Consider the following 19,686-nt stretch of genomic DNA (forward strand, 5'->3'; position numbering starts at 1 on the left):
CTGCAATCAACACGAACCACTGTAGGAGCTGTCGAGTGAAACGAGGCTGCGATCTTTTGATCTTGCTCTTGATACGGAAGATCAAAAGATCGCAGCCTCGTTTCTCTCGACAGCTCCTACAGTCCCACAGTCCCACAGTCCCGCAGCGTTTGATCCAGCAAAAGGCGCCAAAACCCAATGTTTATGGCAAACTTCGCGCCTATAAACGCCGGCCCCGCGGTTTTGAGCCTTCACGGGTTATGGGCGGATCGGAATAAAGCGATGCCGGGTGTGCTTCCCGTGACGGGAACAGACCCTTTGTGTGTTGGTACGTCGGTGCCAACACTTTCTGCCTGACCAGATTAGAGAAACGACCATGCATAACGTCGTCATCAGCGGCACCGGCCTGTATACCCCGGCCAACAGCATCTCCAACGAAGAGCTGGTGCAGTCTTTCAACGCTTACGTCGCGCAATTCAACGCCGACAATGCCGACGCCATTGCGCGTGGCGAAATCGAAGCGTTGACCGAGTCCAGCGCGGCGTTTATCGAAAAAGCGTCGGGCATCAAAAGCCGTTTCGTCATGGACAAGGACGGCATCCTCGACCCGCAACGCATGGCGCCACGCTTGCCGGAACGCTCGAATGACGAGTGGTCGGTGCTCTGCCAGATGGCCATCGGTGCCGCCGAACAAGCCTTGCAGCGCGCCGGCAAGACCGCCGCAGACATCGACGGCGTGATCGTCGCCTGCTCCAACCTGCAACGCGCCTACCCGGCCATCGCCATCGAAGTCCAGGAAGCACTGGGCATCCAGGGCTTCGGTTTCGACATGAACGTCGCCTGCTCCTCGGCGACCTTCGGCATTCAGGCCGCCGCCAACAGCGTGCAACTGGGCCAGGCCCGGGCAATCCTGATGGTCAACCCGGAAGTCTGCACCGGCCACCTGAACTTCCGCGATCGTGACAGCCACTTCATCTTCGGCGACGCCGCGACCGCAGTGATCATCGAACGTGCCGACCTGGCGACGTCCAAGCATCAGTTCGATATCGTCAGCACCAAACTGCTGACCAAGTTCTCCAACAACATCCGCAACAACTTCGGCTTCCTCAACCGCGCGGCGGAAGAGGGCATCGGCGCCAAGGACAAACTGTTCGTGCAGGAAGGCCGCAAGGTGTTCCGCGACGTCTGCCCGATGGTCGCCGAGCTGATCGCTACGCACCTGGAAGAAAACCAGCTGAACATCAGCGACGTGAAACGCTTCTGGCTGCACCAGGCCAACCTCAGCATGAACCACTTGATCGTGAAGAAGCTGCTGGGCCGCGAAGCCACCGAAGAAGAAGCGCCGGTAATTCTCGACACCTACGCCAACACCAGCTCCGCCGGTTCCGTGATTGCGTTTCACAAGAACCAGGATGACCTGGCCGCCGGCTCGCTGGCCGTGCTCAGCTCGTTTGGCGCCGGTTATTCGATTGGCAGCGTGATCCTGCGCAAGCGCTGAGTTCGCCCTAAAAAGATCGCAGCCTCGTTGCACTCGACAGCTCCTACAGGGTGTACGCCATCCCATGTAGGAGCTGTCGAGTGCAACGAGGCTGCGATCTTTTTTTGGGCGCAAACAAAACAGCCTCGCGTTGGTGTACCGGACGGATGATGGGGACCGGTACACCAACGCGAGGCTGTAAAAAGAGCTCAGGCTTCCTTGCCCGAGTCATGTTGCGCGGAATCAGAACTTGGCTTCGGCATCCAGTTGCAGGGTGTTGATGTCCGAGTCTTTGAGGTTGGCGTTGGTGTAGTCCGAGTTAGCCATGAAGTAAGTAGCGCCGAGGTTGAAGTTCTTGTCCAACTCGTAGCTCACTTTCAACTTGCTGCCACGCGAACCGGTAAAGCCGTTGGCGAAGTCGGAGTCGGTGAAGGCACCGACCACCGCGTTACGTTGTACGTCGCGATAGTTGTAGTCCACGGCGAAGCCGTAGATCTTGGTCTTGACGCCGGCCAACCAGGCAGTGTCCTGATCGTTGCTGGCATCTTTGTTGTTGACGTACTGACCGTAGATCGACAGTGGCAGTGGCAGACCGCCAACGTCCAGCTGACCAAAACCTTCGTACAGCTTGAACTGCTCGTTCGGGCTGTTGCCGTTGATCGCCAGTTGCCCTGGGATGACGCCAGCGACTGGGGTGATGTCGTCGTCGTTGTCGTAGCCGTAGACGCTGCCGCCCAGGGTGAATTTCAGGTTGTCGGTGAGGGCGAAGCGCGCGCCCAACTGACCGGCGTACAGACGCAGGTCGTGTTTGAACTGCACACCGTCGCCGTCGACGTTGTCCTTGAGGGTGTAGTGACCGGCGCTACCGAACAGCTCGGTGCTGGCGCCCAACGGGTATTTGTAAGCCAGGGACAGACCTTCAGGGCTGATGTCGCTATCCCAGATGATGTCGCCCATGCTCACCCATTGCTGCGGCATCTTGCCGCCAACGATGTGCAGGTTCTTGGCGAAGTCGGGGTGGTAGTCGACGTAACCCTGGTCCAGCCAGATCTGCTTCTTGTCGAAGTAGTTGTCCAGACTCTGGTTGGTGGAGCGCGGGTCGTCGTTGTTGCCGGTGGCGATACGGATACCGGTGTCGACCTGCGGGTTGATTTCGGTATAGGCACCCAGGCGGGCACGAATACGCTGGCGATCCTGGTCTTTGTTGTTGGAAACGCCATCGTTGTGGACGTTTTCCTGACGGAAACGCACGTCACCCTTGAATTGGGTCTTGGCTGCCCACGCCAGTTTCTGGTCGAAGGTGCTCAGTTCAGTGGTTTTCTTCGCGGTCGCGGCGATCTGCTCGTTGGTCTCTTGCTGAGCCTGACGGGCGATCTGCTGGTCTTTCTGGTCCCTGGCCAGCTCGGCTTGCAATTCGCTGTACTGCGCGTTGGTAATCGAGCCGTTTGCCTTAAGCATGTCGAGCAGTTTGGCGTCGACTGCGGCGCTGGCCGGAACACTCATGGCCAGCAACAGACCACCACACAGGGCTGCCGCAGTTTTCGTGGAAGCAAGACGCATATCAATCTCCGAAGATGAGAGTGGATGACTGGGCCATCCAGGGCACAACCGACCATTGATGGACGGAAAACAGTGGCCGGGGGTAGAACCCGACGCTCTAAAAACAGGCGCCAGTATCGCGATGGTTTATGACAGAGCGGTGGCAATGTGATGGCATGTCGATGACGATACGAAGTTGCCGAGAACTATTGCGCTAGAGCGCTGTCGTCGAATTGCTCGTGTGCAATGGATAGCGATAAGCGATACTCGCGAGGCTTTATCGCGAAGAAGTGGAGAGGAAGTTGATGCCGTTGCAACGTTTGCAAAGCCTGTCTGAAATTGCGTCGCAAGCGTGGGACGCACTGGTGCCCGAGACTCAGCCATTTTTGCGTCACGCTTTTCTGAGCGCGCTTGAAGACAGCGGCAGCGTCGGCCCGCATTCCGGCTGGCAGCCCGAGCATTTGTTGCATATCGAAGGTGATCGTCTGATCGCCGCACTGCCCAGTTACCGCAAGTGGCATTCCTACGGCGAATACGTGTTCGACCATGCCTGGGCTGACGCGTGTGAGCGTGCCGGAATCGAGTATTACCCCAAGCTGCTGAGCGCCGTGCCGTTCAGTCCGGTCAGCGGGCCGCGGCTGTTGGCGTCCACGGTCGAGGACGGTTTCGAACTGCTGAAAAGCCTGCCGGGCTACCTTGAGATCGAAGAACTTTCCAGCGCCCACATCAACTTCACCGACCCGTTCACCGACGCCGCGTTGGCCGAGCAGCCGGGCTGGTTGCAGCGGATCGGCTGCCAGTACCACTGGCAGAACCGCGGCTATCGGGATTTTCAGGACTTTCTCGACGTTCTCAGTTCGCGCAAACGCAAACAAATGCGCAAAGAGCGCGAACAAGTGGCGGGGCAGGGCATTGATTTTGAATGGCTTGAAGGTCGGCAACTGGATCAGGCGCAATGGGATTTTGTCTATGCCTGCTACGCCAATACCTACGCTGTACGTCGGCAAAGGCCCTATCTGACGCGGGAATTTTTCAGTCTTTTGGCCGAGCGCACGCCCGAATCCATTCGCGTGGTGCTGGCCAAGCAAGGCTCACGGCCGGTGGCAATGGCCTTCAGTCTGGTGGGTGGCGACAGTTTTTACGGCCGCTACTGGGGCTGTCTGGCGGAGTTCGACCGGCTGCACTTCGAGACCTGTTTCTACCAGGGCATGGATTACGCGATTGCCAACGGCTTCCAGCGTTTCGACGCCGGCGCCCAGGGTGAGCACAAGTTGATTCGCGGGTTTGAACCGGTGATCACGCATTCCTGGCATTACCTGAGGCATCCGGGATTGAAGGCGGCGGTGAAGGATTTTCTGCAACAGGAGCGCGTCGGGGTACTGGCGTATGCCGAGGAAGCGAGGACCGCCTTGCCTTACCGGCAAGACTGATCCTCTGCCGAGGCTTTAACTGCCTTCCTTGCCCAGCCATCGATACGTCACGCCACCGACCACTGCACCGAGCAGTGGCGCCACCCAGAACATCCACAATTGCGCGATGGCCCAGCCACCGACAATCAGCGCCGGGCCGGTGCTGCGCGCCGGATTGACTGAGGTGTTGGTGACGGGAATCGAGATCAGGTGGATCAGTGTCAAGGCCAGGCCGATGGCGATCGGTGCCAGCCCGGCGGGCGCTCGCTTGTCGGTGGCGCCGAGGATGATCAGCACGAACATGGCCGTCATCACCAGTTCACAGACAAAGCCTGCGGCCATCGAGTATTTGCCGGGGGAGTGTTCGCCGTAGCCGTTGGAGGCGAGGCCGGCGGAAAGATCAAAGCCTTCTTTGCCGCTGGCGATGTAGTAGAGCAAGGCGGCAGCGATAACCCCGCCAATCACTTGGGCGATGATGTAGGCGGGCAGTTCCCTGGCCGGGAATCGACCGCCGACGAACAAACCGACGGACACGGCGGGGGTGAGGGGGCGACCGGGAAAAAGGCCAATGGCAAAGGCCATGGTCAGCACCGTCAGACCGAAGGCCAGGGCCACGCCAAGTACCCCGATCCCCAACGGAGAAGACGCGGCCAACACCGCACTGCCGCAACCCCCCAATACCAGCCAGAACGTGCCTAACAACTCAGTGACTGAACGTTTGAACAGAGACATGAGAGCGTCCTTGATAGGCTTCCCTATCGAGACTGTATCGAGTTTTGCATCCTTGCAGATTTACGACAGGCTCAGCTCCAGAACCTTGGGTGATTACAGCAGGGGTTTTGTGGATTTCCAGTGCGGGTGGGACGTGCCAGAGCCCATGGTTGGTGGGGTTTGGTGGGTTTTGGGATTGGGATTGGGGGTATATCCGTTTCTGCGGTAACGGCGGCTGGCAGATTCGCTCTTACAGCGAGTCCCTTTTTCAAACGCCTGCGTTCGGCCTCTGGGACAGGGGCAACAGATCAAGATCAAAAACCAAAGCAACAGCAGATCAAAAGCGAACGCAACCTCTGAAAACACCATCCCCCTGTAGGAGCTGGCTTGCCAGCGAAGCACTCGAATGCGCCACGTTTATCCTGATTGAATGCGTCATCGTTAACGACCTTCGCTGGCAAGCCAGCTCCTACAGGGGATTGGAGAACGAAACGTAGAAAGGGGCCGCGCACGGTCGGTGTAGGAGCTGGCTTGCCAGCGAAGCATTCGAATGCGCCACGTTTATCCTGATTGAACGCGTCATCGTTAACGACCTTCGCTGGCAAGCCAGCTCCTACAGGGCAGGTGACTCGCCGAAATAACGGATATCCACCCAACCTCAATCAATCCCCACAAACCCACCCGTCTGGTGCTGCCACAACCGCGCATACAACCCCCCATGCGCCAGCAGTTCAGCATGGCTGCCGGTCTCGGCAATCTTGCCTTTCTCCAGCACCACCAACCGATCCATCCGGGCGATGGTCGACAGCCGGTGCGCGATGGCGATCACCGTCTTACCCTGCATCAACGTTTCCAGGCTCTCCTGAATTGCCGCTTCAACCTCCGAATCCAGCGCCGACGTCGCCTCGTCCATAATCAGAATCGGCGCGTCCTTGAGCAGTACACGAGCAATGGCAATCCGCTGCCGCTGCCCCCCGGAGAGTTTCACCCCACGTTCACCCACGTGAGCATCAAAACCGGTCCGGCCTTCGGCGTCCGACAACAACGGAATGAACTCGTCGGCCCGAGCCTTGTGCACCGCTTCCCAGAGTTCAGCATCGGTCGCGTCAGGTTTGCCGTACAACAAATTGTCGCGGATCGAACGGTGCAGCAAGGAAGTGTCCTGAGTGATCATGCCAATGCGCTCACGCAGGCTTTCCTGGCCGACTTCTGCAATGTTCTGACCATCGATGAGGATGCGCCCGCCCTGCACGTCATACAGCCGAAGCAGCAGATTGACCAAGGTCGACTTGCCCGCACCGGACGGCCCGATCAGGCCGATTTTCTCGCCAGGTTTGATCGTCAGGTTGAGGTCGCCAATAATCCCGCTCTTCTTGCCATAGTGGAAATCCACGTGCTCGAAACGCACCTCGCCACGGCTGACCGCCAACGGTTTGGCCTGCTCTCGGTCGGTAACGCTGACCGGTTGCGAGATAGTCTGCAAACCGTCCTGAACCATACCAATGTTTTCGAAAATGCCCGTGACCACCCACATGATCCAGCCGGACATGTTGACGATACGGATCACCAGGCCCGTGGCCAGGGCAATGGCGCCCACGGTGATCAGCGACTGCGTCCACAACCACAGGGCCAGGCCGGTGGTGCCGACGATCAGCAAGCCGTTCATGCTGGTGATCACCACGTCCATGCTGGTGACCACCCGGCCAGCCAGTTGGGCTTTTTCGGTTTGTTCCTTGATCGCTTCGCGCGCGTATTGCTGCTCGAAATTGGTGTGGGCGAACAGCTTCAGCGTGGTGATGTTGGTGTAGCCGTCGACGATCCGCCCCATCAGTTTGGAGCGCGCATCCGAGGACACCACCGAGCGCTCCTTGACCCGTGGCACGAAGTAATAGAGGGCGCTGATGAACGCAACGATCCACGTCAGCAGCGGGATCATCAGGCGCCAGTCGGCTTCGGCGAACAGCACCAGCGAACTGATCGCGTAGATCAGCACGTGCCACAACGCATCAACCGCTTGCACGGCGGAATCGCGCAACGAGTTGCCGGTCTGCATGATGCGTTGGGCGATGCGCCCGGCGAAGTCGTTCTGGAAGAAATTCAGGCTCTGCTTGAGCACATAACTGTGGTTCTGCCAGCGGATCATGCTGGTCATGCTGGGGCTCAGGGTCTGGTGCACCAGCAGGTCATGCAGGCCCACGAACACCGGGCGCAGAATCAGTGCGACCACGGCCATCCAGGCCAGTTCGATGCCGTGTTCCTTGAAGAAATTGACGTTCGGCGTGCCTTGGGCAAGGTCGATGATGCGGCTCAGGTAGCTGAACAGCGCCACTTCGATCAGCGCGCCAAACAGGCCGACGATCAGCAGGACAGCGAAACTCGGCCAGACCTGCTTCAGATAATAGGTATAGAAGGGGAGAACCCGATCCGGCGGAGCCGCCGTCGGGGCGTCGCGGAATATGTCGATCAGTTTCTCAAAACGGCGATAAAGCATCAGTTCTCCGCCCGCGCGCGGGCTCTCCTTTAAGCACAATGAGCGGTGCCGGCAAAACCGGCGCCGCTCAGAACTCCCTGTTCAGCTTAGTCTCAGTCGATGCGCTTGGCCGACTTGATGAACACCGGGTCGGCCGGCACGTCTTTCATGCCGCCACGGGTTGTGGTTTGCGAATTGACGATAACGTCCACCACGTCCATGCCTTTGACCACTTTACCGAACACGGCATAGCCATCACCGCTGTCGAGGAAGTCGTTGTCCTTGACGTTGACGAAGAACTGGCTGGTGGCCGAATCGGGGTTGGAAGTCCGGGCCATCGACAGCGTGCCACGCACGTTATGCAGACCGTTCTTGGATTCGTTCTTGATCGGCGCCTTGGTGTCTTTCTGCTGCATTTGCTGAGTGAAACCACCGCCCTGGATCATGAAGCCCGGGATCACACGGTGGAAAATCGTGTTGTTGTAGAAGCCGCTGTCGACGTACTCAAGGAAGTTCTTGGTACTGATCGGCGCCTTGACCGGGTCCAGTTCGATTTCGATCTGACCGTTGGTGGTGTCCAGCAGCACGTGCGGCGCCTTGGCGGGCGTGGCGGCCATCAGGTTGGCGGCAAACAGTACGGAGCCAGCGACGAGGGCGATTTTTTTCAGCATGGGTCAGTGATCCTGAGTGTGGTGGTGTCGACTGCGGTGAGAAACTCGAGCAGGGTTTGGTTGAAGCGTTCGGGTTGATCCAGCGGGGTGGCGTGGCGCGAATCGGCGATCACCACCAGCCGCGCATCGGGCAGCAGTTTTACGTACGTCTCTTTCAGCGAGACCGGCGTGTAATCACGGTCGGCGCTGACGATGAGGGTTGGACAGGAGACCTTTGAAAGTCGTTCCTGAACACCCCAACCAACGATCGCATCGAAGCTGGCGAGATAAGCATGTTTGTCGTTTTTTGCCCAGCGCTCGGCCATTTTTTGTCGCAAATCCGCCTGTTCCGGTTTGGGGAACAGCTTGCCTCCAAGGGCCGTGCCGATGGCGCCGAGACTGAGGACACGCATCAGGCTCCAACGCTTGAACCATTGCCAATAGTCATCGCGGCTGCGCAGTTTGACCTCGGGCGCGCTGTTGACGATGCACAGGCTTTTGAGCAGTTGCGGCTGATCCACCGCCAGTTGAAAGCCGATCATGCCGCCCATCGAAAGCCCTACATAATGTGTCGGGCCGAGGTTCAAATGCTCCATCAGGGCGATCAAGTCGGCGCTGAACCCGGCGATGCTGTAGCGCTCGCGGGGCTTGTCGGAGCGACCGTGGCCGCGCACGTCCGGGACGATCACCCGGTAGTGGGCCGACAGCGCCGGGATCTGCTTTTCCCAGTCCAGTGTGCTGGAACCCAGCCCGTGGACCAGCAGCAACGGCGTGCCGTGGCCATATTCCTCATAGTGCAGGTTGCAACCTTCGTGTTCGAAATAGGCCATGCATACACTCCGTGTCAGGCTTGTTCAGGGGCGGCGAAAGGGGCATCCAGCGGCGCGGTGTCGAAGGTGCGCAGCAGTTCGATGAGAATCTGCGTGGCCGGGCCCAGCGGTTTGTCCTTGTTCGAGTACAAGTAAAAGCTCGGGTTGCGACTGCCGCCCTGATCCAACGGTAGCAGCTTGAGCGTACCTTCCTTGATTTCCCGTTCGATCATGTGCCGAGGCAACCAGGCAAAACCCAGCCCGCTGCTGACAAACGTCGCGGCGGTGGCCAGGCTGCCAACCGTCCAGCGCTGTTCGGCGCCGAGCCAGCCGACGTCCCGTGGCTGCTGCCGGCCGGAGTCGCGGATCACTACTTGCAGCTGGCTTTCCAGGTCCTGGAAGTTCAGTTCGCGGTTGAGGCGGTGCAGCGGATGTTCGGGATGGGCGACCGCCACGAACTCGACGTCGCTCAATTCCGCGCCCAGATAACCGGGAATGCTGAAACCGCTAATGGCCAGGTCGGCCACGCCTTCGAGCAAGACTTCTTCCACGCCCGACAACACTTCTTCGCGCAGACGCACCCGGCAGCCACGGCTTTGTGGCATGAACGCGGTCAGCGCGCGGACAAGGCGGGCGCTCGGGTAAGCGGCGTCGACCACCAACCGCACTTCGGCTTCCCAGCCCTGTTCCATGTGATGGGCCAGGTCTTCCAGTTGGCTGGCCTGTTTCACCAGTTGCCGGGACCGGCGCAGCAGCACGCCGCCGGCTTCGGTGAGTACCGCTTTGCGGCCATCGATGCGCAACAACGGCACACCGAGCTGGTCCTGCATGCGCGCCACGGTGTAGCTGACTGACGATTGCGAGCGGTGCAGCGCTTCGGCGGCCTGGGCGAAACCACCGTGGTCGACCACGGCCTGAAGCGTTCGCCATTGATCAAGGGTCACGCGGGGCGCTTTCATGAATAGCTCCTCTTGTCCTAAGCTGGCCGTCCCTATTGGAGACTGCTGAATGAAAAAATTTTGTTGTGTGGTGCTGGCGATGTTGCCGCTGACGGCGTTTGCCTATCCGATCGATGTGGAGAAAGATCTCAACGGCATGAAGATCGACTACAACACCTATGACACGGACAACGACATCGGCTCCATTCAGGTCAACAACTACGGCGACACCGATGCGACCTGCAAAGTAGTCTTCAGCAACGGCCCGGAAGCGCCGCGCACTCGCAATATCGAGGTAGCGGCCGGCAAGCACAAAAATGCCACCGCCAAGTTCACCCGCTCCATTATCAAGCTGCGTATCAAACTGACCTGCACCCCGAAATGACTTGAAGCGGAGCCATCCCCACAGGGCACGCTCCGCTTATAAACGAATTTATTGATGGGTTATAGCAGTTATTTGCGCTTTTTCATCGATATGACTCTGTTTAACCTTCACTCCATCGACTTACAGCATTCTCAGATGGAGCCTACATCCCATGTCACGCGTTCTGATCATCGAAAGCAGCGCCCGTCAGCAAGACTCGGTTTCCCGTCAACTGACCCAGACCTTCATCAGCCAGTGGAAAGCCGCTCACCCGGCCGACCAGATCACCGTTCGTGACCTGGCCGTCAACCCGGTGCCGCACCTGGATATCAACCTGCTGGGCGGCTGGATGAAACCCGCCGAACAGCGCAACGACATCGAACAGGCTTCCCTGGAGCGCTCCAACCAATTGACTGACGAGTTGCTGGCCGCCGATGTGCTGGTCATGGCAGCTCCCATGTACAACTTCGCCATCCCGAGCACCTTGAAAGCCTGGCTCGACCACGTGCTGCGTGCCGGTGTGACCTTCAAGTACACCGACACCGGCCCTCAGGGTTTGCTCAGCGGCAAGCGTGCCTACGTGCTGACCGCTCGCGGTGGGATTTACGCCGGCAGCACGGCGGATCACCAGGAACCCTACTTGCGTCAGGTCATGGGTTTCATCGGGATCCACGACGTGACGTTCATTCACGCCGAAGGCATGAACCTGGGCGGTGACTTCCAGGAGAAAGGCCTGAACCAGGCCAATGCCAAGCTTTCGCAGGTCGCTTGAGGCTTTAATCGCCAGATAATCGCTGGATGGTCTAGTGACCTGGCGCAACCCTTCAAGCCTGTACGCGCATCGACCTCCCTTTGCACTTGTTGCTCCTGAGTGCTGTAGCCCGATTGAACGCTTTAGCGAGATCGGGCTTTTTTTTGCCCAGGTTTTAATGAGCACCATACAAACCCTGTGGGAGCGGGCTTGCCCGCGAATGCGGTGTGTCAGTCGACTCAATGCTGTCTGACACACCGTCATCGCGGGCAAGCCCGCTCCCACAGGGTTTGTGTTGAATGCGTGTTCGCGATCACAGGCAAAACCGGCTATCGTCGCCGCCATTCGAAACGAGGCGAGCATGGGCTATCTACTTTTTGTCACGCTGATCCAGGCGTTTTCCTTCAGCCTGATCGGCGAATACCTGGCCGGTCATGTCGACAGTTACTTCGCGGTGCTGGTGCGGGTGCTGCTGGCGGGGTTGGTGTTTATTCCGCTGACCCGCTGGCGTCAGGTCGAGCCGGCGTTCATGCGCGGCATGCTGCTGATCGGCGCGTTGCAATTCGGTGTCACGTACGTTTGCCTGTACCTGAGCTTTCGCGTGCTGACGGTGCCGGAAGTGTTGCTGTTCACCATCCTCACGCCGTTGCACGTGACCCTGATCGAAGATGCGCTGAACCGGCGCTTCAATCCCTGGGCGCTGGTTGCGGCACTGGTGGCGGTGATGGGTGCGGCGGTGATTCGCTACGACCGGATCAACCCGGATTTCTTCATGGGCTTCCTGCTGCTGCAACTGGCCAACTTCACCTACGCCGCCGGGCAGGTGCTCTATAAGCATCTGGTGGCGCGCCATCCGAGCGACCTGCCGCATTACCGGCGCTTCGGCTACTTCTACCTCGGCGCCCTGGCGGTGGCGTTGCCGGCGTTTCTGCTGTTCGGCAAACAGAATTTCCTGCCCGAAGCACCGCTGCAATGGGGCGTACTGGTATTCCTCGGCCTGGTCTCGACGGCGCTGGGTTTGTACTGGTGGAACAAGGGCGCGTGCCTGGTGAACGGCGGGACGCTCGCGGTGATGAACAACCTGCATGTGCCGGTGGGGTTGCTGATCAATCTGCTGATCTGGAATCAGCATGAAGCGCTGGGGCGGTTGTTTTTTGGTGGGGCGGTGATTCTGATGGCGGTGTGGATCAGCCGGTTGGGCATCAGACCCACCGCAATCCGCACTTCGTAGGAGCGAGGCTTGCCCGCGAAAGCGGTGTGTCAGGCAACAGTATTGCTGACTGACACTCCCTCTTCGCGGGCAAGCCTCGCTCCTACAGGGGATGTGGTGCTACATGATGTGTTTTTCGGGCTCGGGGATGTGGCTCGCGCCCAGTACTGCAGGCAGCAACCCGGCGCGCAAATCCCCGCCACTCGGCTGCTGATAAAGACTCAAGCCAAACTCCGGCAGCACCGCCAGCAGGTAATCGAAAATATCCCCCTGAATCCGCTCGTAATCGGCCCACACGGTGGTGCGGGTGAAGCAGTAGATTTCCAGCGGAATGCCCTGGGCGGTGGTCTGCATCTGGCGAACCATGCAGGTCATGTTTGGCTGGATTTCCGGGTGACTCTTCAAATACGCCAGTGCGTAGGCCCGAAACGTCCCGATGTTGGTCATCCGTCGACGATTGGCCGACATCGCCGCAACGTTGCCCTGAGCTTCGTTCCAGGCCTTGAGCTCGGCCTGTTTGCGGCTGATGTAGTCGGTCAGGAGGTGCACCTGTGCCAGTTTCGACTCTTCGTCATCGCGCACGAAACGCACGCCACTGGCGTCGATGAACAGGCTGCGCTTGATCCGGCGTCCACCGGACTGCTGCATGCCGCGCCAGTTCTTGAACGACTCGGACATCAGGCGCCAGGTCGGAATCGACACAATGGTCTTATCAAAATTCGACACCCGTGACAAGGCCGTTAAATGGACACAATTAATCTATTAGAATCAAAAGGTTAGTGAAGATGATAGATGTCCATCCTTTTCAGCAAAAATGGACATTGCTAGAGCGATGATTGGTTGCAGTGGCACGGGTCAAGGGCAGGATCAGTCTTGCATTACTGCCCCGACTAGCTCAGCGGTAATGCGAAAACAATGGCATCACCTGCATCGAGTTATGCTAGAGCGCGCATAACACGCAAAAAAATCGCCAAAAATGCACCTCTAATGCACTTGGGGTCGCATCAGTAATACTCAGACCTCGACGTAGCTTTCTAAGCCTCCACATTCCTTCGCTAATCTAATTCCCCGCGCTCAGTCGTTGCCAACCATGCCTGCGCATCAAGCCAATATCGAACCTCACCCTGTCCCCCCGGTGGCGTTGCCTCTCTTCGGGTTCTATATCTCTATTTGTCCCGAATTTAGATCGAGCCGATTGCCTTAATCACTAGGATTTAGGATCCGCGAGAGCTTTATTCAGTTGGTGGGATTGATGATGCATCTTTGTGCCAGAGCCGTCGTATGGTTGCTTCCGGAAGTTCAAGCTGCTTACGAGCTTCCGCTTGGCTAAAGCCCTTAGCTTTCAACTTCTGTACCGCTAACCACTTGTCTCTTGCTTCGACCATGGCGGGCGTCATCCCCTGTTGCGGTTCACTCGGCAAAAGAGTGTCCGCCAAATCCAAGTCCTCAAGTTCAGCCAGACAAGTTAGGAGGACTTCTCGCGCAGTGCGCTTTTCATGCGCTGCGAGCGTCAGCGTGAAGAGTGACGAGGGATGAATTTTCAGGGCAGCAGCGAGCTCACAGCTCACGTCAAGCGTTGCAGTAGTTATCGCTGCTTCGAGCTGACTCACGTGAGATTGAGCGACTGTCTTTGCTATGCCGACCTGAGACAAGCCACGTTTCGTTCGAAGCAGCTTAAGCACTGCTGCATAGGGTTTGCGCAGCGACATTTTCCATATCCATAAAAGGAGACGGTATGCCGTGTTTGCCTGCCGCCACACAAATCTATATATTGATATTTATGGCGATCTGAGGAGGCTGGTACGTCGCTCAGTCAGCAATGGCGGTGATGTTTATCGCTGGGAGCGGTGTCAATTCATCTGAATGGAAGGTGTGCATGGATAGTCCCATCGAGGGTGGTCTGCTGGGTGACCCTGGTATCAGTTTAATGGGCTCCGAGCTTTCCCTCGACGAAGCCGTCGCGTTGGCCAGAAAGCGCTACAAATGGATGCCCCTATGCGCCGTCGAGGAGTGGATCATCCTAGACGCCATCGTCACCGACGACGAACGAGCCAAAGTAGCCGCCGCAGGCTGCCAACCAATCTTCATGTTTGCCCACAAAGTTGTGGACGACGAGCAGAGGCGTTTCGAGCCAGGCCATTGGGTGCGCTCAAGCATGGGCACCGCTTTCAAGGAAGGCTACCTATTCGAAACACGCAACACGGTCTATGTCTTGCTCGGCCCAGGCCATCGTAAGTCTGCTTCTATCGAAGCGATATTTTCCCTTTTCTGATTACCAACCGGTTCTGCTGGGCAACTGACGTGCTCCAGCAGCTTGAGGCGACACATGTTCAGAACCTTAGACAACGACCTGATAGGCGTTCCAGGAATGTTCGGGGAGGGCGTGTCCCATTGGCGTGGAGTGTCAAGGCTGCTACGAACACCTTGGTATCACCTCACCCTTTGTATCGAAAACGAGGGTCGACTTAGCGAGTGCGCGTTGATGATTGACGACACCCACCAGCTTCAAAAAATGTTGGTAAGCCAGGGTGCGGATTTAGCTATTACCGAGATTATGGCTGTGACGCCATCTTGGATGAATAAGTCCGGAGGCTGGCAGATGGAGCGGTTAACCAGAGTAACCGTTGGTGACGACGGGTCTGGTTCTGAGGTTTGCTTGTTGGAAGTGGCTAAGGGAGCGGTGTATCACACCTCACACCAGCGAGATTTCAAGATTGAAGCGCTGGCCAACCTGAGGCCCGTCTTTCTCTCATGCATGATTCAATCAGCCTGAAATTTACCAATAATCCCGCACGATACCAGCGCGTCTGGTTGCGTGTGCAGTTCTTGATAACTCCATCCAGACCGCAACCGGAGCCCAACGATGCTGGACACATTAGATATGAACTTCCACGGAAAACGCCACACAGATTTCGACCTCAAGCGAATCATTAAAGCCCAAGAGCAAGGTTTCGACATGCCGGTCACTGCGTACCTTTGCGGAGTATCCATCAGGGCGCGCGCAGGTATCGGTGTGGTGTTTGGCCACAAGCGAAAAGACCAATATGGGCGGTTCGGCGACGGTCACCTGATTAGGACTTCTGACGTGCTGAAGGTCGAACGTGAGGGGAGGTTTTGGGTGATGACGACGGAGAACTCGCGGTACGTACTAGCGACGTTTCAGAGGGGTAATGGGCGAGCGTCCCTGCGTGACTATTTGCGGGTCTCGAAAGGGCAGCACCATTTATCTCCGCGTGTGCTGCAGTAGGGGTCGCTAGCAAGGAGGGCGTTGCATTGCGTGCTCGGTGGGTAGATGCATCGAAACTCAGCTGTTGAGTGACTCAAGATTTTTTGTGTGCTGCAAATAGATGCTCGGGCGCGAAATAAACTTTACCGTAAGCACGAGTGCACGCTACATAAAGCTTATTTTTTGTTCTTGGTTTCATCTTGTGTAGCTGCCCATTTTGGTATTGTTGCCACTGTGATTTGCTGAGGATGATACAAACGTCCTTGTAGTGATCTAGACCCTTGCATGCTCCCCAGTTATTTGAATGGCATTCATAGCGGTGGTGCGTGTTGTAGAATAGCTTCACGATATTATTATCACGATGGATCACGTCAGCTTGAACCTGATCCTCAATTTTGATTATCGCGGTGTGTCGTTCCTTTACCGGGAATATCTCTATCTTCAGGTTGGCTCTGATAAAGTCGCAAACCGTCGTTCCGCATCTCCAGCTGTTCTTGAGTGTTTTCTTGTCAACGAAGTATCCGGAATCGCGGAACCGCTTTTCGTATTTTTCAATATTACTGTGAAGGTTGCAGTTGATGTTGCCATCCCTGCTTGTGTCAAACGTGTGCTGGTAGAAGTCACCCACAAAGAGAATGTCTGCCTTCACCGGGGATAACGCCATCAGCAAGTTGAAGTCGTTTGCTGCAAAATCTTGGACTTCATCGACAAATAATTGATCATAAAATCGCTCTAGGCGCCGTATGACTTCAGGGTGCGATTTTGTCTCATCGAGAAATTTAGCCAATCTGTTGTAGTAGAGGCGCCCGCTGGGATGACGATAGTGAGACATCTTATCCCGAGCGCGTGTTACTTTATCGGAGGGTAGCTTGAGGTAGAGACCTTTGGTTTTCATTTTCTGCTGAAGAAGCGGGCGGTAGCAGAAACTATGTAGAAATGAAAAATAGGTCATCACGGTAATGTGCTTGGGCATGTACCCAAACTTACCAATCACCTTGCTTCGGAGGTGATTAAAGTTGTTTTCAGTGTACGTGATTATGATCGCGCGTTTGTTTTCCGCTAGTCTTCTTATGATCTCGCTGGTTTTTCCAGAGCCAGCTACCGCGAACATTACTTTCTTATCCATGTCACGGCCTCCTGGATGTAGCCAGGTACAGAGAGGTTCTCATGGTTGGCCTCTAGAAGCTCATACGCCGCTTCAGCTTTGTTCTTCAGCATGTATTCCTGCACCGTCAGAGTCTTCCTATCCTCACCGAACAGTTCATTGCAAACCTTCTGGTTGTCCAGGTACATCCCGACTTCGAATGTATAGCGATTTGGATCTTTATCTGCAAAGATCTTGGCGCTATCGGTTATATGCTCTGAATAGTTGTCAATGCAATTTTGTTGGTGATTCTTGTCATTGTCCCTGATCGCGGCAACCTTGATGCTCAAGAGTCTAGCTAGCTCCAAGTAGCGCTTGAAGCTAGTGCCGCCAATCGAAATTATGTGTACGTGATCAGCCTGAGGGGTTGTACCTCCGGAAACTCGCTTATAAAGCTCCTCCATGAGAATGAACTCTGCATCACCTTCGACCAGGATGACCTTCTTGGATAGGGCGAACTCCAAGACGTTGTTGTCAGGAGCCTTCATAAAAAAGCCAGCAGTTTTTTCGGAGAGTGCTTTGAGCGTGCCTGTGCTTTGAGATGTCCCTAGAAGCAGCGCATGTCGGAGATCGAGCCTGGAGCAGATGTGGCTGCTATGAGTCGCTACGAAGAGCTGGGTCGATTCAGTACGTGCGAGGCGTTCAACCAGTCTCTTCGTGTTGGTGTGGCTGAGATGGTTCTCAGGTTCCTCAAGCAGGAGAACATCAAGGCCCCCTCGGGCATCGTGACGACCTAGCGCAAATTCGGTTTTAATGAAGCATTGCTCGCCCTTGCCGCGATTTTCGATTGAAATACCATCTTTGGTAATTACCAAATCTGTTTCTAGATTGGCTCGAGTGCTCGTACGAATTCCAAATTCATACGGCGGCAACTTTTTGTTTAATTCTCCTAGTTGGCTGTCGCGGAAGCCTTCTTTACCTCTTCGATATAAATTTTCAAGTCGATGCCGCTCTGGAACCTCAGCATTAAGTCCGAACACTGTTCGGGTATATTCCCTGGCAGCATACTCGCTGTCTATGCGAGAACTGTCCAAGTGGAGGTGCCTTAGAGGGCGTCGATAGCTATTGAATCCCTCGCCTGCGAAAGTGTGGAAGGTGACGGCGTAGTATTCGAAGGGGAAATTTTGTGGATCGTGCTCCAGCATCTGCTTGATGGCCAAGTGGTAGTCATCTGGAACGGCTATCCTCATTCGTATACCGTCGTAGTTATCACCAAGTTGATTTTGTTTGCCGTGGAAGTACGGTTCATCACCATCCTCAAGGAACAGATCAACCAGCACTTCAGGTAGGCCAGAAACTTTTTTCTCGCCGCTGAGGAAATCCATTACAGCTTGGCGGTTTATAAGTGCTTCTAGCCCGAGAGTTTCCACGCGGCTCCGGCTTGCGCTGTTCACGAGGTCAATAGCGAGCAGGACGGTACTTTTGCCTGTTTCATTGTCTCCAATGAGCACATTTTTTGTTGGGTTGAAATCCATTTCCAGTTCAGGAAACTGCTTGAAGTTGCGAAGCATTAGTTTGGTGATGGCCGGCATTTTTTATCCTTATTAAACCTTGTATTTCTTCAGCGTCAGCTGTCGGCGCGGTGCTGCTTAGACCTTCGGTTCTTGGTGCTTGTAGAAATCTTGTGCGTCTGCCCAACCATCCATATGCTTAGCGATGATTTCCTCTGGGCTTATCTCTGTGAGAACTGGTATGCAACTTTCATCAAAGATGCTTGAGCGCTCTTGGACAAACCATGATAGGGACAGGAATTCTTTTGATACGCGATCAAACAGACACTCACTTACCCTGTAGGCGCCTTTCATGAGGTCGTTGGAGTCGCGACAGATTTGCATGGAGTGAGTGCCATCCATTAGCCAAACACAATGAACATCCAGATTTTTGAAAAGCTGTTTGGTTAGCTCGAGATCGATGAGTACGAAAATGCCGAAAGCTTCTTGCATGAAGAGGGTGGCATTTTGAGGGGACATTGACAGTGTGAATGGGTACGCGGGTAGCCAGGATAGCTCGGGGCCCAACGGTGTAACCCACGTAGAGGTTGTGGCCCACTTATCAATCTCTAAGTACACCAAATCGCGATTCTCTAGGATCGCGTTTTGATAGCAGACATAGCGCAGTCCCGGCTCGGGAGCTCCACTCCAGAGGCCAGTCCGGAGCGCTTGCTGAATTCCGTGGTTTAAAAACTCCCGATGATCGACCTCTTCGCTCGCCATCTCTGTGCGAATGATTCGGATAGATCCCCTAAAATTGCGGGCCTCATCCTGTTCGAAAAAGGTTGTGATTTTACCGAGCTGTTCAGCTTGTCTTGCTACGCGCCCACCTGTGACCTTGGACGATTTTAATTCCAGTGGAACTGGATCTGGGCCGGCGAGCGCGCACAAATCTCCATGACGAATGATGTTAGTGAGGTCGGACATCACCACGGGTACGCCCATTTCGATGCCCTGCTTCAGCTTGGCGTACTCGTGGCCGAAACCTTCCTTGCCATATATGGCCCCTGCGGTCTGCTTCACCTGATATCTATCGTCGTAAAGCAGATGTCTCAGGGCATGCTGGCTTTGGTAAATCGCAGCAATTCCGTCCCCAAAGCATCGCCACAGGTAGGCAAGTTGGCGGATCTCGTCCAGTCTCGCCATGATGCCTTTACGAAGATCCTTGAGCATTGTGGAGCGTGCTTTGACAGCAGCGCCACCGCTGCGGTACTTCGGTTGGGCGAGGATACGAGGAACGCGATTTTGCGCCTTCCGCAACCGGGATATTCGAATGTCGCACGTGGCGATTTTGAGGATCAGTAGGTTCTGCAGCCCCAGTACGACGTCTAATCTGTCGGGATCTGCAGCAATGGAGTGGAGCAGGGTAGACGCGAGTCTAAAACCCACTTGCTCGCGAGGAAAGCGCTGGTAGAGCGGATGAGCCAGTTCAAGCTTTGGGAACGCTTTGGTGGCTAGCTTTTCTATGGCAGGAAATTCTATTCCGTAATGATTCTTCACTCCTACCTCCATGGCGATG

Annotated in this window: 17 protein-coding genes and 2 pseudogenes; 8 read left to right on the forward strand and 11 right to left on the reverse strand. The window is 56.1% G+C overall.

The genetic code is table 11. The features are described from left to right. The first annotated feature begins 355 nt into the window (after positions 1-355). The gene (locus AEQ67_RS11525) at positions 356-1,477 is read left to right on the forward strand and encodes a beta-ketoacyl-ACP synthase III (RefSeq protein WP_059403987.1); all 1,122 of its coding nucleotides are present in this window, start codon (positions 356-358) and stop codon (positions 1,475-1,477) included. Between the two features lie 222 nt (positions 1,478-1,699). On the opposite strand, the gene AEQ67_RS11530 is transcribed toward AEQ67_RS11525, so the two are convergent. Then, the gene (locus AEQ67_RS11530; RefSeq protein ID WP_059403988.1) at positions 1,700-3,016 is read right to left on the reverse strand and encodes a putative porin; all 1,317 of its coding nucleotides are present in this window, start codon (positions 3,014-3,016) and stop codon (positions 1,700-1,702) included. Positions 3,017-3,300: 284 nt separating this feature from the next. Here AEQ67_RS11530 and AEQ67_RS11535 point away from each other — a divergent pair, with 284 nt between their 5' ends. Further along, a complete protein-coding gene (locus AEQ67_RS11535) occupies positions 3,301-4,425 on the forward strand; it encodes a GNAT family N-acetyltransferase (RefSeq protein ID WP_059403989.1) in 1,125 nt (374 codons plus the stop codon). Between the two features lie 15 nt (positions 4,426-4,440). On the opposite strand, the gene aqpZ is transcribed toward AEQ67_RS11535, so the two are convergent. From aqpZ to AEQ67_RS11565, 5 genes and pseudogenes are all read right to left on the reverse strand, one after another. Further along, positions 4,441-5,136 (reverse strand): aquaporin Z, encoded by a 696-nt coding sequence (gene aqpZ, locus AEQ67_RS11540; protein ID WP_059403990.1) that lies wholly within the window; start codon positions 5,134-5,136, stop codon positions 4,441-4,443. Between the two features lie 637 nt (positions 5,137-5,773). After that, positions 5,774-7,606, reverse strand: coding sequence for an ABC transporter ATP-binding protein (locus AEQ67_RS11550; protein ID WP_059403992.1), 1,833 nt, complete (start codon positions 7,604-7,606; stop codon positions 5,774-5,776). Positions 7,607-7,698: 92 nt separating this feature from the next. Continuing rightward, positions 7,699-8,256 carry a peptidylprolyl isomerase gene (locus tag AEQ67_RS11555; RefSeq protein WP_059403993.1) on the reverse strand — a complete coding sequence of 186 codons (558 nt, stop codon included), beginning with the start codon at positions 8,254-8,256 and terminating at the stop codon, positions 7,699-7,701. A gap of 3 nt (positions 8,257-8,259) precedes the next feature. After that, positions 8,260-9,065 (reverse strand): annotated as a pseudogene (locus tag AEQ67_RS11560) (alpha/beta fold hydrolase). A 14-nt stretch (positions 9,066-9,079) separates the two neighbouring features. Then, positions 9,080-10,003 (reverse strand): LysR family transcriptional regulator, encoded by a 924-nt coding sequence (locus AEQ67_RS11565; protein ID WP_059403995.1) that lies wholly within the window; start codon positions 10,001-10,003, stop codon positions 9,080-9,082. 49 nt (positions 10,004-10,052) lie between these two features. Here AEQ67_RS11565 and AEQ67_RS11570 point away from each other — a divergent pair, with 49 nt between their 5' ends. From AEQ67_RS11570 to AEQ67_RS11580, 3 genes are all read left to right on the forward strand, one after another. Continuing rightward, complete coding sequence (locus tag AEQ67_RS11570) at positions 10,053-10,367, forward strand: hypothetical protein (RefSeq protein WP_059403996.1); 315 nt, start codon at positions 10,053-10,055, stop codon at positions 10,365-10,367. Between the two features lie 151 nt (positions 10,368-10,518). Then, positions 10,519-11,118 (forward strand): FMN-dependent NADH-azoreductase, encoded by a 600-nt coding sequence (locus tag AEQ67_RS11575; RefSeq protein WP_059403997.1) that lies wholly within the window; start codon positions 10,519-10,521, stop codon positions 11,116-11,118. A 340-nt stretch (positions 11,119-11,458) separates the two neighbouring features. Then, positions 11,459-12,328, forward strand: coding sequence for a carboxylate/amino acid/amine transporter (locus AEQ67_RS11580; protein WP_059403998.1), 870 nt, complete (start codon positions 11,459-11,461; stop codon positions 12,326-12,328). Between the two features lie 99 nt (positions 12,329-12,427). On the opposite strand, the pseudogene AEQ67_RS11585 reads toward AEQ67_RS11580, so the two are convergent. After that, positions 12,428-13,036 (reverse strand): annotated as a pseudogene (locus AEQ67_RS11585) (mechanosensitive ion channel family protein); the annotation flags it as partial. Positions 13,037-13,539: 503 nt separating this feature from the next. Beyond that, a complete protein-coding gene (locus tag AEQ67_RS11590) occupies positions 13,540-14,016 on the reverse strand; it encodes a helix-turn-helix domain-containing protein (RefSeq protein WP_059403999.1) in 477 nt (158 codons plus the stop codon). A 167-nt stretch (positions 14,017-14,183) separates the two neighbouring features. Between AEQ67_RS11590 and AEQ67_RS11595 the strand changes: the two genes are divergently transcribed. From AEQ67_RS11595 to AEQ67_RS11605, 3 genes are all read left to right on the forward strand, one after another. Beyond that, positions 14,184-14,579 (forward strand): DUF6957 family protein, encoded by a 396-nt coding sequence (locus AEQ67_RS11595; RefSeq protein ID WP_059404050.1) that lies wholly within the window; start codon positions 14,184-14,186, stop codon positions 14,577-14,579. Between the two features lie 210 nt (positions 14,580-14,789). Further along, on the forward strand, positions 14,790-15,080 hold the full coding sequence (locus tag AEQ67_RS11600) for a hypothetical protein (protein WP_236710306.1): 291 nt from the start codon (positions 14,790-14,792) through the stop codon (positions 15,078-15,080). A gap of 90 nt (positions 15,081-15,170) precedes the next feature. After that, positions 15,171-15,554, forward strand: coding sequence for a hypothetical protein (locus AEQ67_RS11605; protein WP_059404001.1), 384 nt, complete (start codon positions 15,171-15,173; stop codon positions 15,552-15,554). 73 nt (positions 15,555-15,627) lie between these two features. On the opposite strand, the gene AEQ67_RS11610 is transcribed toward AEQ67_RS11605, so the two are convergent. Genes AEQ67_RS11610 through AEQ67_RS11620 form a run of 3 tightly spaced genes read right to left on the reverse strand, consistent with a single transcriptional unit; the run spans position 15,628 to position 19,667 of the window. Beyond that, the gene (locus AEQ67_RS11610) at positions 15,628-16,659 is read right to left on the reverse strand and encodes an AAA family ATPase (protein ID WP_059404002.1); all 1,032 of its coding nucleotides are present in this window, start codon (positions 16,657-16,659) and stop codon (positions 15,628-15,630) included. Further along, the gene (locus tag AEQ67_RS11615; RefSeq protein WP_059404003.1) at positions 16,644-18,209 is read right to left on the reverse strand and encodes an ATP-dependent nuclease; all 1,566 of its coding nucleotides are present in this window, start codon (positions 18,207-18,209) and stop codon (positions 16,644-16,646) included. Before AEQ67_RS11615 ends, AEQ67_RS11610 begins: the two co-directional genes overlap by 16 nt. Before the next feature lie 57 nt (positions 18,210-18,266). Further along, positions 18,267-19,667 carry a hypothetical protein gene (locus AEQ67_RS11620; protein ID WP_152974830.1) on the reverse strand — a complete coding sequence of 467 codons (1,401 nt, stop codon included), beginning with the start codon at positions 19,665-19,667 and terminating at the stop codon, positions 18,267-18,269. Positions 19,668-19,686: the final 19 nt, after the last annotated feature.

This window comes from Pseudomonas sp. RIT-PI-q (genome assembly GCF_001297125.1).
Lineage (GTDB): Bacteria > Pseudomonadota > Gammaproteobacteria > Pseudomonadales > Pseudomonadaceae > Aquipseudomonas.

Excerpts from the sequence above, each read along its gene's own strand:
- AEQ67_RS11525 (WP_059403987.1), top strand. The coding sequence starts at position 356 with ATGCATAACGTCGTCATCAGCGGCACCGGCCTGTATACCCCGGCCAAC.
- AEQ67_RS11530 (WP_059403988.1), bottom strand. The coding sequence starts at position 3,016 with ATGCGTCTTGCTTCCACGAAAACTGCGGCAGCCCTGTGTGGTGGTCTG.
- AEQ67_RS11535 (WP_059403989.1), top strand. The coding sequence starts at position 3,301 with ATGCCGTTGCAACGTTTGCAAAGCCTGTCTGAAATTGCGTCGCAAGCG.
- aqpZ (WP_059403990.1), bottom strand. The coding sequence starts at position 5,136 with ATGTCTCTGTTCAAACGTTCAGTCACTGAGTTGTTAGGCACGTTCTGG.
- AEQ67_RS11550 (WP_059403992.1), bottom strand. The coding sequence starts at position 7,606 with ATGCTTTATCGCCGTTTTGAGAAACTGATCGACATATTCCGCGACGCC.
- AEQ67_RS11555 (WP_059403993.1), bottom strand. The coding sequence starts at position 8,256 with ATGCTGAAAAAAATCGCCCTCGTCGCTGGCTCCGTACTGTTTGCCGCC.
- AEQ67_RS11565 (WP_059403995.1), bottom strand. The coding sequence starts at position 10,003 with ATGAAAGCGCCCCGCGTGACCCTTGATCAATGGCGAACGCTTCAGGCC.
- AEQ67_RS11570 (WP_059403996.1), top strand. The coding sequence starts at position 10,053 with ATGAAAAAATTTTGTTGTGTGGTGCTGGCGATGTTGCCGCTGACGGCG.
- AEQ67_RS11575 (WP_059403997.1), top strand. The coding sequence starts at position 10,519 with ATGTCACGCGTTCTGATCATCGAAAGCAGCGCCCGTCAGCAAGACTCG.
- AEQ67_RS11580 (WP_059403998.1), top strand. The coding sequence starts at position 11,459 with ATGGGCTATCTACTTTTTGTCACGCTGATCCAGGCGTTTTCCTTCAGC.
- AEQ67_RS11590 (WP_059403999.1), bottom strand. The coding sequence starts at position 14,016 with ATGTCGCTGCGCAAACCCTATGCAGCAGTGCTTAAGCTGCTTCGAACG.
- AEQ67_RS11595 (WP_059404050.1), top strand. The coding sequence starts at position 14,184 with ATGGATAGTCCCATCGAGGGTGGTCTGCTGGGTGACCCTGGTATCAGT.
- AEQ67_RS11600 (WP_236710306.1), top strand. The coding sequence starts at position 14,790 with ATGATTGACGACACCCACCAGCTTCAAAAAATGTTGGTAAGCCAGGGT.
- AEQ67_RS11605 (WP_059404001.1), top strand. The coding sequence starts at position 15,171 with ATGCTGGACACATTAGATATGAACTTCCACGGAAAACGCCACACAGAT.
- AEQ67_RS11610 (WP_059404002.1), bottom strand. The coding sequence starts at position 16,659 with ATGGATAAGAAAGTAATGTTCGCGGTAGCTGGCTCTGGAAAAACCAGC.
- AEQ67_RS11615 (WP_059404003.1), bottom strand. The coding sequence starts at position 18,209 with ATGCCGGCCATCACCAAACTAATGCTTCGCAACTTCAAGCAGTTTCCT.